The organism is Microbacterium sp. SORGH_AS_0421 (genome assembly GCF_030818635.1).
GTDB lineage: Bacteria > Actinomycetota > Actinomycetes > Actinomycetales > Microbacteriaceae > Microbacterium.
Genome location: NZ_JAUTAO010000001.1, coordinates 1,973,562 through 1,988,333 on the forward strand (window position 1 = coordinate 1,973,562; position 14,772 = coordinate 1,988,333).

At 73.0% G+C, this 14,772-nt stretch carries 11 protein-coding genes; 6 read left to right on the forward strand and 5 right to left on the reverse strand.

The window, feature by feature from the left end; all coding sequences use genetic code 11:
* Positions 1–21 precede the first annotated feature (21 nt).
* Together QE416_RS09355 and QE416_RS09360 are read left to right on the forward strand one after the other, a co-directional pair.
* Positions 22–2,865: a glycosyltransferase gene (locus QE416_RS09355; protein WP_307315565.1), complete on the forward strand. Its 2,844-nt coding sequence runs from the start codon at positions 22–24 to the stop codon at positions 2,863–2,865.
* Positions 2,862–4,253 carry a DUF5719 family protein gene (locus QE416_RS09360; RefSeq protein WP_307315568.1) on the forward strand — a complete coding sequence of 464 codons (1,392 nt, stop codon included), beginning with the start codon at positions 2,862–2,864 and terminating at the stop codon, positions 4,251–4,253. Before QE416_RS09355 ends, QE416_RS09360 begins: the two co-directional genes overlap by 4 nt.
* Before the next feature lie 22 nt (positions 4,254–4,275).
* On the opposite strand, the gene QE416_RS09365 is transcribed toward QE416_RS09360, so the two are convergent.
* The gene (locus tag QE416_RS09365; protein ID WP_373458878.1) at positions 4,276–4,707 is read right to left on the reverse strand and encodes a hypothetical protein; all 432 of its coding nucleotides are present in this window, start codon (positions 4,705–4,707) and stop codon (positions 4,276–4,278) included.
* A gap of 152 nt (positions 4,708–4,859) precedes the next feature.
* Here QE416_RS09365 and QE416_RS09370 point away from each other — a divergent pair, with 152 nt between their 5' ends.
* On the forward strand, positions 4,860–5,066 hold the full coding sequence (locus QE416_RS09370; protein WP_103206488.1) for a DUF3499 family protein: 207 nt from the start codon (positions 4,860–4,862) through the stop codon (positions 5,064–5,066).
* Between the two features lie 25 nt (positions 5,067–5,091).
* Here the strand turns inward: QE416_RS09370 and QE416_RS09375 are convergent, their stop codons facing one another.
* Positions 5,092–5,922, reverse strand: a complete 831-nt coding sequence (locus QE416_RS09375) for an RDD family protein (RefSeq protein WP_267786387.1) — start codon at positions 5,920–5,922, stop codon at positions 5,092–5,094.
* Between the two features lie 16 nt (positions 5,923–5,938).
* Between QE416_RS09375 and QE416_RS09380 the strand changes: the two genes are divergently transcribed.
* The 3 genes from QE416_RS09380 (at position 5,939) to katG (ending at position 9,746) form a co-directional block, all read left to right on the forward strand.
* A complete protein-coding gene (locus tag QE416_RS09380; protein WP_267786388.1) occupies positions 5,939–6,934 on the forward strand; it encodes a stage II sporulation protein M in 996 nt (331 codons plus the stop codon).
* 101 nt (positions 6,935–7,035) lie between these two features.
* Positions 7,036–7,497, forward strand: a complete 462-nt coding sequence (locus QE416_RS09385) for a Fur family transcriptional regulator (protein ID WP_210072095.1) — start codon at positions 7,036–7,038, stop codon at positions 7,495–7,497.
* Positions 7,494–9,746 carry a catalase/peroxidase HPI gene (gene katG, locus QE416_RS09390; protein WP_307315576.1) on the forward strand — a complete coding sequence of 751 codons (2,253 nt, stop codon included), beginning with the start codon at positions 7,494–7,496 and terminating at the stop codon, positions 9,744–9,746. The genes QE416_RS09385 and katG overlap by 4 nt, the downstream gene beginning before the upstream one ends.
* A 274-nt stretch (positions 9,747–10,020) precedes the next feature.
* Here katG and QE416_RS09395 read toward each other — a convergent pair whose 3' ends face one another.
* Genes QE416_RS09395 through QE416_RS09405 form a run of 3 tightly spaced genes read right to left on the reverse strand, consistent with a single transcriptional unit; the run spans position 10,021 to position 14,683 of the window.
* Positions 10,021–10,980, reverse strand: a complete 960-nt coding sequence (locus tag QE416_RS09395; protein WP_307315578.1) for an NAD(P)-dependent oxidoreductase — start codon at positions 10,978–10,980, stop codon at positions 10,021–10,023.
* Complete coding sequence (locus QE416_RS09400; RefSeq protein WP_307315580.1) at positions 10,977–13,664, reverse strand: alpha/beta fold hydrolase; 2,688 nt, start codon at positions 13,662–13,664, stop codon at positions 10,977–10,979. The genes QE416_RS09395 and QE416_RS09400 overlap by 4 nt, the downstream gene beginning before the upstream one ends.
* On the reverse strand, positions 13,661–14,683 hold the full coding sequence (locus tag QE416_RS09405; RefSeq protein WP_210072091.1) for a 3-oxoacyl-ACP synthase III: 1,023 nt from the start codon (positions 14,681–14,683) through the stop codon (positions 13,661–13,663). The genes QE416_RS09400 and QE416_RS09405 overlap by 4 nt, the downstream gene beginning before the upstream one ends.
* Between the last annotated feature and the right edge of the window lie 89 nt (positions 14,684–14,772).

Here is a 14,772-nt window from a genome sequence, read left to right on the forward strand (position 1 = left end):
GCACCTAGGCTGATCCGCGTCATGCCCGACCGTGTTCACGCCATCCTCGTCGTGCGTCCCGAAGGACGCACTCCTGCAGCGAACCATCTGGAGCGCACTCTGGCGGCTCTCGCCGCGCAGACCCGCCCCGTCGATGCGCTCACCATCGTCTTGTGCGGCGCCGACGCCGCACTGCGCGATCTCGCCGCATCCTCCGGCGCGGAGGGCGTCATCACGGCCCCGGCCGGCACCTCGTTCGCCGCGGCCACGGCGCTTGCCACGCCCCGCCTGACCGGCGACGCCGTCTGGCTGCTCGCGCAGGACACCGCTCCCGACCCCGACGCGCTCGTACGTCTCGCGGGCGCCCTCGAACTCTCCCCGCCCCTCGTGGTCGCGGCCCCCAAGCTCGTGGCGTGGGACGACCGCGACGCGATCCTCTCGCTGGGCGTGAGCATGAACCGCTACGGCGGCACCGTCGAACTCGCCGCCGGCGAGCTCGACCAGGGACAACGCGACGGGGATGCCGACGTGCTCGGCGCCGACGTGCGGGGGCTGCTCGTGCGACGAGACGCCTGGACGGTGCTCGGCGGTCTCGACCCCGCCCTCGGCGGTGCCGACGAGGGACTCGATCTCGGCGTGCGCGCCCGCCTCGCCGGTCATCTCGTCTCGCTCGTGCCCTCCGCCCGCGTCGCCGTCGCAGGAGACGGGGTGGCCGCCATGGCCCGCGGTCGACGTCGCGCTCGCCGCCGCGCCTTCGCGACGCGCACGGCCCAGCTGCACCGCCGACTCGTCTACGCCCCCGCCCCCGCGGTCGCCCTGCACTGGCTCTCGCTGCTGCCGCTCGCCCTGTGGCGCACGATCCTGCACCTGGTGACGAAAGTCCCCTACCGAGTCCTGCCCGAGTGGGGGGCGACGCTGCTCGTCATGGTCCGGCCCGCCGCCGTCGCCCGCGCCCGGGGCCGCATCCGCTCTTCGCGGAAGGTGGGGTGGTCGCGGCTCGCGCCCCTGCGCGTCACGCGCGCCGAGATGCGCCTGCGATGGGAGAGCGATGTCGCCGACCCCGATGCCCCGGTGCGCTCGGAACTGCGCTTCTTCGTCGGCGGGGGTGCCTGGGCGGTTCTCGGTGCCCTCGCGGTCTCGGCCGCCTTGTTCGCCCCGCTGCTCGCGTGGCCCGTCCTGGGCGGGGGCGCTCTGGCGCCGCTGCGACAGAACGTCGCCCAGCTCTGGCAGGACGCCGCCTGGGGGGCGCGCCCCCTCGGGCTCGATGCCATCGGGCCGGCGGATCCGTTCTCGGCCCTCGTCGCGGTCATCGGCTCGCTCTCGCCGGGGGAGCCGTCGCGCGCCTTCGTCGTGCTGTGGGTGCTCGCCCCGCCCCTCGCCGTCCTCGGCGGGTGGTTCGCGGCGACCCGGGTGACGGAGTCGTCGATGCTGCGCATCGTCGCCGGATTCGCCTGGGCCCTGGCCCCGACCTTCCTCGCCGCTCTCGTCGAGGGCCGGCCGGCCGGCGTGCTCGTGCACCTGCTGCTGCCCTGGCTCTTCTACGCCGCGAGCGTCGCCCACCGGTCGTGGGCCCCGGCGGGAGCGGCATCCCTCCTGCTCGTCGCCGTCCTCGCGTCGGCGCCCTCGCTGGCTCCGGCCGTCGTGGTGCTGTGGTCGGCGGCGCTCGTGGTCGTCGCCCTCGTGGCCGGTCGCGGCATCGCTCGGGTCGTCTGGCTGCTCGTCCCCTCGATCGTCGTGTTCGCCCCGCTCGTGTGGACGCAGGTGCGCGCGGGCAACCCCTGGGGCCTGCTCGCCGACCCCGGCATCGCCTATGCGGGAGCCGAGGCCTCCGCCACGCCGCTCGGTCGCGCACTGCTCGCGGCGGGCTTCCCCACCTCCGACCCGGGCGGGTGGGCGAGCCTGACCGGGGGACCGGTGTGGTGGGTCGGCCTGCTCGTCGCGCCCCTCGCGGCTCTGGCCGTTCTCGCGGTCCTCACCCCGCGGTGGATCACGGCATCCGCCCTCATCGTCCTCACCGTGGTGGGGCTCGCCACCGCTTTCGCCGCCGTCGGCATCGCCGTGTCGTTCGATCACTCGGTTGCCGTGCCCCTGTGGCCGGGGGCGGGCTTGAGCCTCGCGTGGATCGGTCTGGTCGGTGCGGCCGTCATCACCCTCGACGCCGGGATCCCCGCTCGCGTGCACGTCCTCCGGCCGGTCGGTGCCCTGCTCGCGCTCGCGGCCCTCACCGTCTCGGTCGCCCCCGCTCTCACCGCCCAGACGGCCGGGACCGACAGCGGGCGCTCGGTGCTCACGAACGGGCCCGTCTCGACCCTCCCGGCGTTCGTCGCCGCCGAGGGGCGCGGGTCGCTCGACATCGGCACGATCGTCCTCGACCCCCGTGCCGACGGTCTGCGTGTGCAGGTCGTGTGGGGCGGTAGCGCCACCCTCTCGGGTCAGAGCACCGTCGAGGCCACGCGCACGACGGTCGACGACCAGGACGTCGAGCTCGCCGCCCTCGCGGCGGACCTCGTGACCCCCTCGGCCGACGACGTCGTCTCGCGCCTCGCGGAGCGCGGCATCTCGTTCGTGCTGCTCGAATCGGCTCCGGCCGGCGAGGACGACGTGATCCGCGGAACGCGACTGGGAGCGGCCACCTCCCTCGACCAGCGCGACCTGCTCGACCCGGTGGGAGCGACCTCGCGCGGCGACCTCTGGCGCGTGAACACCGCCGTCACCCCGCGCCCGCCGCTCGACGAGCACCGCCTCACCCTGCAGCGTCTGGTGGCCTTCGGCTCCCTCGCCGTCGTCCTGATCGCCCTCCTGCTCGCCGTGCCGACCGCAGCGTCCCGACGGGTCGCACGCCGCACGCCCCGCATCGTGGGCCCGAACCCGGGAGGAGCCCGATGAGCGAGCGTCGTCTGCTCCGTGTCGCCGCCACGAGCGCCCGCGTCATCGCCGGTGCGGCCGTGGCCACCGCCGCCGTCATCGGCACGGTCGTGGGAATCGCGGCTCCCTGGCCGCAGTACTCCGCAACGCCGGTGCGTGTGCAGGCCACCCCGACCCCCGGAGACACCCTCCTCGCGTGCGACGGTCCTCTACTGGCACTCGGGCGCAGCGCCGACTCCGCGGGCTCCCTGAGCGCGGCGGCCGCCCAGCAGGTCGTCAGCGGCCCCGCCGACGCGGACGCGACCACGACAGCCCTGAACGGGGCGACGGCCGACTCCTCCGGCGACGCCGAGGCCCTGCGTGCCGCGCCTCGCGATCGCCTTCAGACGCCGTTGGCCGCCGCCGGGTCCGCCACGGCCGCCGCGAGCGACCTGATTGGGTTCGCGGCATCCGCCTGCCGACCCCCTCTCGCGGAGTCGTGGCTGGTCGGGGGTGCCTCCACCACGGGGGCGAACGACCTCGTCGTGCTGGCGAATCCCGGCGACGTCCCCGCGACCGTCCAGCTGTCGGTCTACGGGGCGCAGGGCGTGTCGAGCCCGCCGAGCGGTCAGAATCTCGTGGTTCCCGCGGGCGGACGCCGCGTGGTCCCTCTCGCGGGACTCCTCCTCGGGGAGGAGAGTCCGGTCGTGCGCGTCGTCTCGTCGGGTGCACCGGTTCACGCCTCGCTCCAGGCCACGCTGACGCGCCTGCTCCTTCCCGGCGGCGCCGACCAGGTCGCGCCGCTCGCTCAGGCGGACGCGCATCTGGTCATGCCGGGGGTGCAGGTGCTCGCCACCGACGCCAGTCAGGCGGGCACGGTGCTGCGTCTGCTGTCGCCGGGATCCGACGCCACCGCGACGGTGACAGTGGTGCCGAACGACCCCGCGGTCAGCGCACCCGCGCCCACCGACGTCCCCCTCACGTCGGGCCTTCCGACCTCGCTGAACCTGTCGGGGCTCGCCGCCGGTTCCTACACGGTGGACGTGACGGCCACGGCTCCCATCGTGGGCGCCACCTGGTCGACGACCGGCTTCGGCGAGGGAGCGGACTTCGCCTGGTACGTCCCCGCTCCCGAGATCTCGGCCCCCAGCACGATCGCGGTCGCCGCGGGCGTGGGCGCGAACCTGGTGATCGCCGGCGCCGCGAGCGACACGACCGTCACGCTCACCCCCGCAGGCGCAGGCGCGCCCGTCACCACGACCGTCGCCGCCGGAGCCAGCGTGGCCGTGCCGGTCGCCGCGGGCGTCTACCGGCTCGAGGCCGATTCTCCCGTGCGCGCGGCGGTGTCGTACGCCGGGGCGGGAGCGCTGGCCTCGTACCCGCTGTGGCCGGCGGATGCCGCGGCTTCGGCGCTCACGATCCTGCCCTAGCGGTCCCGACGCCGGGGGCGGGTCAGAAGAAGCGGAACCGCTCGGGGCCCAGGTCCCACGGGTCGCGATCGAGGTACTCGGCGGCGGCGCGGAAGACCGCGCCCTCGATCATCATGCGGCGGTGCAGGTCGTCGTCGTGGTGGGGGTGTCCCAGGCGCTCGATGGGCACTCGGTACAGGACGATGCGCTTCTCTTCGCGCAGGACCGTCCATCGAGGGATGCCGTCGGCGGCGGCGGGCGGCATGATCCCAATCTCGAACGAGACTTCGCGCAGATCGGTCCATGCCGAACGGAGGAACTCCGCGGCCGCACCGACCGCGATGTCGAAGCGCTCGACGCGGGTGTCGATGGGGGGCAGCGGCGGTCGGACGACGGGGCTGCGGTTCTCGCGGCCGTGACGACCGTGTCGCGAGGGGCGGGCCACCGGCCGCGCTTCCCGGGATCGACGACGCATCATGGGCCCATCCTACGTTCGAGGCAGCGGCCCGCTCGCGCCCGTGCCCGGCGCGACTGCGCTCGAGGCTCCGGTCGCGCCGGGGGGCCGGCATCCGGGACCCCGGCGCGGCGTCGGGGCCGTGTCGGAGGGGCTGGCTAGGCTGATCCGCGATGCGCGACAGACTCTGCTCGAAAGTGGGATGCGCCCGCGAGGCGATGAGCACTCTCACCTACGATTACGGCGACCAGATGGCGGCCCTCGGCCCCCTCGGTCCCGCGGGCGACCCTCACGCGCACGACCTCTGCGCGATCCACGCCGATCGGCTGTCGGTTCCTAAGGGCTGGGTGGTCGTGCGGCACGAGACGCTTCGCACCTGAGGCGCGGCGCTCTCGCCCGAGGGAGTCACGCGCGCTCGGTCAGGGCGGCGGCGCGCTCGTTCTCACGCAGCAGCGCGCGGTACTCGCGGTCCCGTCGCACCGACGACACGGCGCGGACGAGCCCTTCGGCATCCGACGGGGGAATCGGCGAGACGAAGGGGCGCACGGCTTCGGCGAGGGACGCTGCGACCCGGGTGCGAGCGGCGGGCTCGAGGGCGTCGGCGCCGCGCACGAACTGCGCCACGCGGGCGGCGAGGCGGTCGGGAAGCCGCGAGACGTCGGCGATCTCGGCCCAGGACTCCCAGCCCGGCGGCAGGCCCGGCGCGGGGGGAGGGAGGCGGCGCGTGCGGGTGCGCTCGCTCGCCGTGCCGGCGAGCAGGTCGCCCAGTCGCTGAGCGCGCGGGGTGAACATCCCGACGACCGCGGCGATCGCGCCGAGGGTGAACCACAGCTCGAGAACACCGGTCAGGGATCGGATGAGGGCCTGACGGAAGCCGGCGGCCCCGCCGTCGGTGCGTACGATCCGGGCTCCCACGGCGAGGCGACCGAGGCTCCTGCCGCGAGAGAGCGTCTCCACCGTGGTGGGGATCACGACGGTCACGAGCACGAGCAGCGAGATCACGCCGATGCGGACGGCGGCCTCCGGAAGGGTTCCCGCCGCGACCATCGTCGTCAGCAGCAGCGCTCCGCCGATCAGCAGTACCGCCCCGATGAGGAAGTCGATGAGCGTTCCGAGCGCCCGCAGGAAGAAGCCGACGGGTTGGACGTCGAGGGCGACGGCCTCTCCGGTGAGCGTCTCGTCCGCACCCGTGTGCACGAGGGCGACCGCGGGAGAGGGGGTCGTCGACGAAGCCATGCGTACAGTTGACCACATGGACCTCGATGCCCTCACGGCCGCCCGGCGCGAGGAGTGGGCGCGGCTCGACGAGCTGGGTCGTCGCAAGCGCCTCAGCGGTCCCGACGTGGACGAGCTGGTGACCCGCTATCGTGCGGCGTCGGCCGACCTGGCCGACATCAAGACCTCCGCCGGACGCACGCCCGAAGGCGACTACGTCTCGATCCTGCTCGCGCGCACGCGCCTGCGCCTCACCGGCGTCCGCGACAACGTGCTGAAGCAGCTGCCGCGCTTCTTCGTCCTGCAGCTTCCGGCGGCGTTGTATCGCGTGCGCTGGAGCACCCTGGCTGTCACCGTCGGCTTCCTCGTGGTCTCGAGCCTCGTCGCCCTGTGGATCTCGAGCGACCCGGCCGCCGTCGCGGCCCTGGGGGAGAAGAGCCAGCTGCAGAACTACGCCGACGAGCAGTTCGTGAACTACTACCGCGAGAACCCGAATGCGATCTTCGCAGGGTCCGTCTGGACGAACAACGCCTGGATCGCGGCGCAGTGCGTGCTGTTCGGCGTCACCGGACTCTGGCCCCTCGCGGTCATGATGCAGAACGCCGTCGGGGTGGGGACCTCGGCGGCGATCATGTTCTCGTTCGACCGCGGCGACCTGTTCTTCCAGTTCATCCTTCCCCACGGCCTGCTCGAGCTCACCGCGATCTTCGTCGCGGGCGCGGCGGGCCTGCAGATCTTCTGGGCCTGGGTCGCCCCCGGGCGGCGTTCGCGGGCGGCGGCGCTCGCCGCAGCGGGTCGGTCGCTGGCCACCGTCGCCGTGGGGCTCGTCTTCGCCCTGGCCCTGTCCGGTCTCGTCGAGGGGTTCGTCACCCCGCGCGAGTGGCCGTGGCAGATCAAGATCGCGATCGGCGCTCTCGCCCTCGGCGTCTTCCTCTTCTACATGCTCTGGGTCGGTCGACGCGCGGTCCGCGCGGGCGAGACGGGCGACCTCACCGAGTACGAGGCCGGGACCCCCACGCTGACGGCGGGATGACGGCATCCGGATGCCGTGTCGTTCGGCCCGGGAGGTGAGCGTTCCCGATCGTTCCCCGGCGTGTCATTTTTGATTCACTCAAAACTAGGTACGATGAACGCATGCTCGACAATCGACCGGAAGCCCCCGCGGATGCCCTCATCCGCGGAGCGGGTCTGCGGGTGACGGCGACGCGGGTCGCCGTCCTCGAAGCCCTTCGCGCCCGGCCGCACGCCACCGCCGACGCCGTCTACGACGGCATCGTCGGCACGCTCCCCGGAACGAGCAAGCAATCGGTGTACAACGCGCTCGGCGATTTCGCCGACGCGGGTCTCGCGCGTCGCATCGAACCCGCCGGCCACGCCGGCACGTTCGAGTTGCGCGTGGGCGACAACCACCACCACGTGGTGTGCACCGGGTGCGGCCGGATCGACGACGTGGACTGCGTCGTCGGCGCGGCGCCGTGCTTGCACATGCCGGAGGGCAGCGGCTTTCTCATAGAGACCGCTGAAGTGACGTTCTGGGGCGTGTGCTCCGATTGCCGAGCGAAGTCCGAAGCCGAAAAACCGAGAGGATCCCGATGAGCGACGCTCTGAACGGGTGCCCCGTCTTCCACGATGGAGCCGCCCCCGACGACAACCGACTGCCCGTGGGCGAAGCCCCCGCCGACAGCGAGCCCGCCGGCGCCCTGCCCCACCCCACCCAGGGATCCGCCAACCGCGTGTGGTGGCCCGAGACCCTGAACGTCAAGATCCTCGCGAAGAACAACGCGCTGCGCGACCCGCTGGACGAGGGCTTCGACTATCGCGCGGCGTTCGAGGCGCTCGACCTCGACGCCGTCAAGCAGGACCTCAAAGCGGTCATGACGACCTCGCAGGACTGGTGGCCCGCCGACTTCGGCCACTACGGCCCGCTCATGATCCGCATGGCCTGGCACAGCGCCGGCACCTACCGCGTGACCGACGGTCGCGGCGGCTCGGGCGCGGGCATGCAGCGCTTCGCCCCGCTGAACAGCTGGCCCGACAACGTCAACCTCGACAAGGCCCGCCGACTGCTCTGGCCCGTGAAGAAGAAGTACGGCCAGTCCATCTCGTGGGCCGACCTGATGATCCTCGCCGGCAACGTCGCGCTCGAGGACATGGGGTTCCCGACCTTCGGCTTCGCCGGTGGCCGCACCGACGTGTGGGAGCCCGACGACGACGTGTACTGGGGCCCCGAGACCACGTGGCTCGGCGACGAGCGTTACACGGGCAACCGCGAGCTCGAGAAGCCCCTGGCCGCGGTCCAGATGGGTCTGATCTACGTCAACCCCGAGGGACCCAACGGCAACCCCGACCCGCAGCTGTCGGCCAACGACATCCGCGAGACGTTCGGGCGCATGGCCATGAACGACGAGGAGACCGTCGCGCTCATCGCCGGTGGTCACACCTTCGGCAAGACGCACGGTGCCGCGAGCGACTCGCACGTGGGCGTGAACCCCGAGGCCGCCGACATCAACGACCAGGGCCTGGGCTGGAAGAACAGCCACGGCACGGGCAAGGGTGACGACACCATCACCAGCGGCCTCGAGGTCACGTGGACGTATCACCCCACCCGCTGGGACAACGAGTTCTTCCACATCCTGTTCGCCTACGAGTGGGAGCTGTTCCAGAGCCCCGCGGGCGCGCACCAGTGGCGTCCGGTCAACGGCGGAGGCGAAGGCCTCGTCCCCGAGGCGCACTCCGACGGTCGCCGCGAGCCCCGCATGCTCACCAGCGACCTGGCGCTTCGCGTCGACCCGGCGTACGAGAAGATCTCGCGCCGTTTCGCCGAGGACCCGGCCGCGTTCCAGGACGCCTTCGCCCGCGCGTGGTTCAAGCTGACCCACCGCGACATGGGCCCGCGTGAGCGCTACCTCGGCTCCGAGGTCCCCTCCGAGGTGCTCGTGTGGCAGGACCCCGTGCCCGCCGTCGATCACCCTCTGATCGACGCCGCCGACGCCGCAGCGCTGAAGAAGCAGATCCTCGACAGCGGCCTGTCGGTGCAGCAGCTCGTCACCACGACGTGGGCCGCCGCCTCGACTTTCCGGGGCAGCGACAAGCGCGGCGGCGTGAACGGGGCGCGCATCCGCCTCGAGCCGCAGAAGAGCTGGACGGTCAACAACCCCGAGCAGCTGGCATCCGTGCTCGACGTGCTCGAGAAGATCAAGGGCGCCTTCGACGCGCAGGGCGACAAGAAGGTCTCGATCGCCGATCTGCTCGTGCTCGCGGGCAACGCCGGTGTCGAGCAGGCCGCCCTCGCCGGCGGCGTCGAGGTCGAGGTGCCCTTCACCCCCGGCCGCACCGACGCCACGCAGGAGCAGACCGAGATCGAGTCGTTCCGCTGGCTCGAGCCGATCGCCGACGGCTTCCGCAACTACGCCTCGCGCGAGGCGCGGCTTCCCGCGGAGTTCCTGCTGCTGGACAAGGCGAACCTGCTCACGCTGACGGCTCCCGAGATGACCGTGCTCGTCGGCGGCCTCCGCGCGATCGGCGCGAACTGGGACGGCAGCGACTGGGGCGTGTTCACCGACACCCCCGGTGCCCTGACGAACGACGTGTTCGCGAACCTTCTCGACCTCGGCACGACGTGGAAGCCGCTCGACAGCGGCAAGCACGCCTTCGAGGGCACGAAGGACGGATCGGGTGAGAAGGTCGGGATCGGCACGCGCGTCGACCTCGTGTTCTCGTCGAACTCCGAGCTGCGCGCGCTCGCCGAGGTCTACGCCTCGGACGACGCCAAGGAGAAGTTCGTGCGCGACTTCGTCGCCGCGTGGCGCAAGGTCACCGAGCTCGACCGGTTCGACCTGGTCTGAGTTCGGCGAACGCTGCGGCTCGGTAACCCGCGGCAACCGGAAGGCCCGTCCCCTCGTGGGGCGGGCCTTCCGTCGCTCGTTGCGTCCTGGGCGGTTCTCTCGTGCCCGCCCGCGTCGCGCGCCGTGTCCCGTGCGCCGTGTCCCACCCCGTGCCGGACCGAGCTCCGACTCACGCACCTTCGGGGCGAGCGACGTAGAAGACCCGTGTCCCACTTGGCGCAGGCTCCGGCGCGTTTCCCCGCACGGAGGCGGACACGCGCGGGGGCGGCGCGGCTCAGGCGCGAGACAGGCGGCGCAGACCCTCGTCGATCGACACCGACGGCGCCCAGCGCAGGTCGCGGCGGATCGCGGTCTGATCGAACCAATGCGCGGTGGAGAGCTGCTCGGCGAGGAAACGCGTCATGGGCGGCTCGTCCTGGCCCGGGCGCACGGCCCACACCCGCTCGATCAGCGATCCCGCGGCCTTCGCCACCCCCGCGGGCACGCTGAAGCGCGGCGGGGTGACGCCCGACGCCCGGCAGATCCCGGCGAGCAGGTCGCCGACCGGCCGCGGTTCGCCGTTCGTCAACACGTACGCGCGCCCGCTGACCTCGTCGACGCGGTGCAGGGCGGCCACGATCCCGGATGCCGCGTTGTCGACGAACGTGGAGTCGATGAGAGCCGTCCCGCCGTCCAGCAGGGGCAGGGTGCCCCGACGCGCGCGGGCGACGACGCGCTCGATGAGCTGGGTGTCGCCCGGGCCCCACACGATGTGGGGGCGGATCGCGACCAGAGCGGTGTCGCCGCCGGCGCGGGAGAGCGCGAGCACTTCGGCCTCGGCTTTCGTGCGGGCGTATTCGCCGCGCGCGGCATCCGGATCGGCGGGCTCGGCCCCCACACCCGCGAGGGCGTGGCCGGCGTGCGCGACCGACGGCGACGAGACGTGCACGACGCGCGTCACGCCGGCCGCCTCGGCGGCATCGAGCAGAATGCGGGTGCCCTCGACGTTGACGGCGTGGAACTGCGCCGGGTCGCCGGCGAGAGAGACCTTCGCCGCGAGATGAACGATCCCGTCGACCCCCTCGAGGGCGGACGCCACGGCATCCGGATCCGTGACCGACCCGAGCCGGTCGTCGGCGCCGTCGACGCCCGACCGGCGACGCTGCAGGGTGCGCACCTCGTGCCCCGCCTCCTGCAGAGAGCGCACGACGGCCCGGCCGAGGAAGCCGGACGACCCGGTGGCGAGGACCCTCACGGCGCCGTCGGCTTCTCTCCGGCCAGCACGCGCTCCGCCCAGCGGGCCACGCGCGCGCGGTCGATCTTGGAGTTGTGGCGGATGTCGGTCGGAAGCGTGGGGACCACGAGCACGGCGGCGAGGCGCTGGGCGGTGGCCGCACGCACCTGATCGGTCAGATCGGGGGATGCCAACCCCGGGCGACGGGCGCCCGCCTCGACCACCGCGACGACGACCTGGCCGCCCACCGGGCCCACGCCGACGGCAGCGGCGCGTTCGACGGCGGGCACCGTCTCGACGTCCTGCTCGATTCCCACGGGAGTGACGGGGCCGTCGGCGGTGGTGATGACGTGGGGCAATCGCCCCTCGATCCAGAGCCTGCCCTCGGCGTCGAGGTGTCCGACGTCTCCGGTGCGGTGCCAGCGCTCGGGGAGTCCACGCTGCGCTTCGCGGTCGGTGAGGTACAGGCGGAAGTATCCGCGCTTGAGGTGGGGCGCCGAGATGACGACCTCGCCGGTGACCCGCGGCTGCGTCGACGGTGCGCCGGAGGCGCGGCCGTCGGCGTCGATCGCCGAGATGCGCACCTGGCCGCTTCCGAGCGGGCGACCGACGCACACGCCGCGGTCGCCTCGCGCCTGTTCGATCTCGGGCAGAGTGATGTCGGCGACGAGCAGGCACTCGGTCATGCCGTAGGGGGTGTGGGCCGTCGCGTTCGGCATGAGCGCCTGCGCGCGGCGGAGAAGATCGACGCCCACGGGGGCTCCGGTCGACAGGAACGTCTCGACACCCTCGAGAGCGGCGCGGTCGTCGGCGGTGAGGGCCGACGCGGTCGCGACGACGTTCGACACCGCCGCGGGAGACAGGAACACGATCCGCGCGTCCGAGGCGTGGACGGCCGCGGCGACGGCGGCCGCCGTCAGGGTGCGCGGAGCCGAGACGTCCATGTCGGGCGTCGCGGAGCGCGTGCCCAGCGCCGGGCCGAGGAGCGCGAAGGGGGCGAAGCCGGTGACGAGACCCGTCTCGGCGGTCACGCCGAAGTGCGCCGCGAGGGTGTCGCGCAGCGCGGTGAGCTGGGCGTGCGTGTAGACGACGCCCTTGGCCGGTCCCGTCGAGCCGGAGGTGAACAGCACCGCAGCCTCGGCCTCGGGGGCGGGGGGAGGGGGAACGGCACGACCGCGCCCGGCCCGAGCGAGGTCGGACAAGCTCGCCTCGACGCCGAGCGCGCGGGAGGTGACCGCCGGAAGAGACGCGGCCGAGATGCGGCGACCGGGCCAGGCGAGCGCGCGCGCGGCCGCGAGCCCCGCGACCTCACCGATCACGACGTCGGGGACCGCCCCGCGTACGGCGCGGGAGAGACCCCGGATGCCGAGACCCCGATCGGCCACGACGACGACGGCGCCGATGCGCAGGCAGGCGTACAGGGCGGCGGTCAGGGTGGGGCCTGGCTGCACGAGGAGCGAGACGCGGTCGCCCGCGCGCACGCCGAAGGCGTCGAGCCCCGCGGCGAGCTCGTCGACGCGGGCGGACAGCTGGCGCCAGCTCACGCGGAGCGGCTCCCCGTCGCGGGCGGTGGTCATGTCGATGACGGCGGTGCCGTCGTCGTCGCGGCGGGCATCGAGGGCGTCCCACAGGTGACCCGACGGGGCCTCCGGCGAGTCGGAAGGGGCGGGCGCGGGCGCGGCGGCTGCGCGCTTCGCGGCGGCCGAGCGACGCGAACGGGTCGCGGGCGTGACGGCATCCACGACCTTCTCGTCGAGCCAGTCGAGAACGACGTCGGCGTAGGGGCGCTCCTCGGCGATGAGGTGCCCGGCGCCCTCGAAGCGGTGCACGTCGGCGTGCGGGAGACGATCGGTGAGGTCGTCGAGGTGGTCCTCGCCGAAGACCGGGTCCTTGGGGCCCCGCAGCAGCAGGGCGGGCACGGCGAGCTCACGCAGCCCCGACGACATGCGGTGCAGGGCCGGAGTGCTCTCGTGCTCGGGGGTCGCGGGGATGTCTGCGACGAAGCCGCCGATCCCTCGGCGGCGCGCGACGGTCGCGTACGGCGCGCGGAACGCGGCCTTCACGGCCGGGTCGAGCTCGGCCAGCGCGAGGGTGGTGTCGAGGAACGCCGTGGTGCCCGTGGTGGCGGCCGCGAGCATGCCGCGAGCCGTGGCGACGCGGAGGGCGAAGGGAAGAGAGGCGCCGTCGGGGTGGTGCACGGCGGTGTTGAGGGCGATGACGGCCGCGAGGCGGTCGCGGTGCTCGACGGCCCAGCCGAGCGAGACGGGCCCGCCCCAGTCATGGCCGATGGTCACGATGGGACCTCGGATGCCGAGGCCCTCGACGAGAGCGTCGAGGTCGGCGATGCGCTGGGCCAGGGTGCGCCGCAGCGAGGAGCGCTCGGAGAAACCCATTTCGAGCTGGTCGACGGCCATCACGCGCCAGACGGCCGCTCCGGCGTCGGCCCGCGCGAGAGAGGCGTTCACGAGGGCGCGCCAGAGGTACGACCACGTGGGATTGCCGTGCACGGCGACGATCGTGCCGATCGGCTCGAGGCCGCGCTCGACGAGGGCGTCGCCGGTGTCGAGCACGTGCCACAGGCGCGTGGCGCCGGCGTCGGCGAGGACGCCGTCGACGCTCACGAGGCGCGACAGGGCCGGGTCGAGCCCGGGCAGGCCCGCGGGGGGAAGAGTGGCCTGCGGTCCCGTGACGCGCGGGAAGCTCACCAGGCCAGCTCCAGCATTCCGGTGTTCAGGCCGGAGCCCACTCCCATCAGCAGGACGCGATCACCTCGGCGCAGCGTCTTCTGCTCGGCGGCGAGGGTGATCGGGATGGAGGCAGGACCGACATTGCCCAGGCTCGGGTAGGTCACCGGCACGCGGTCGCGGTCGAGCTTGGCGGCGCGGACGATCGCCGAGGTGTGGACCGACGAGACCTGGTGCGTGATGTAGCGATCCATGCCCGTCCAGGAGAACTCGCCCTTCGCCTCTTTCCACGCCGACACGACGAGGTCGAGGCCGCCTTTGAGCAGCGCCTTGGCGTCGGTGAACATGCCGTCGACGCTGCCGACGCAGAGGTCGTAGAACTGGGTCGCGGCGCGCGTGACGCCACCCACGATGCGGTGGCCCTCGGGGTGATCGCTCGCCCGGCCGAGGACGGCGGCGGCGGCTCCCGAGCCCAGGGTGAGGGAGGCGAACTCCTGCATGAAGGCATCGCGGTCGAGGTCCTCGCGCACGAGGCGGTTGATGGTGTTGACCTGGATCTCGTCGGCATCCTCGCCGTTGACGATCAGGGCGTACTTGACCTGGCCCGACTGGATCATGCCGGCGGCCAGGCTCATGCCGTTGATGAAGCCGAGGCAGGCGTTGGCGACGTCGAAGTTGATCGCGGAGCTCGGCAGGCCCAGACCGTGGTGCAGCCGCACGGCGACCGAGGGTTCGAGATGCTTTCGCGTCACCGACGTGTTGATGATGAGCCCGATCTCGCTCGGGTCGACGCCTGCCTCGGCGAGTGCCTGCTTGCCCGCGGCGATCGTGGCTTCGTCGGAGGACTCGCCCTCGGCCCAGTTGCGGCGCTCGTTGACGCCCGCGACGCGGCGGAGCAGGCCCGGCTTGAGCTTGAGGCGCTGCAGGGCCGGGGCGAGGCGCTCCTCGATGTCGTCGGACGTCGTGACGCGGCTGGGCAAGACGCTCGCCACCGAAACGAGGGCCACATCGTCGAAGTGCGTGGTGGCGTTACCTGGCAAGAGATCTCCCGCATCCTGTGCGTAGACGGCGCAGCCGGGCGCGGAGGGGACGCATCGACGGCTGGAAGGGTACCCCCCAGGATAAGCCG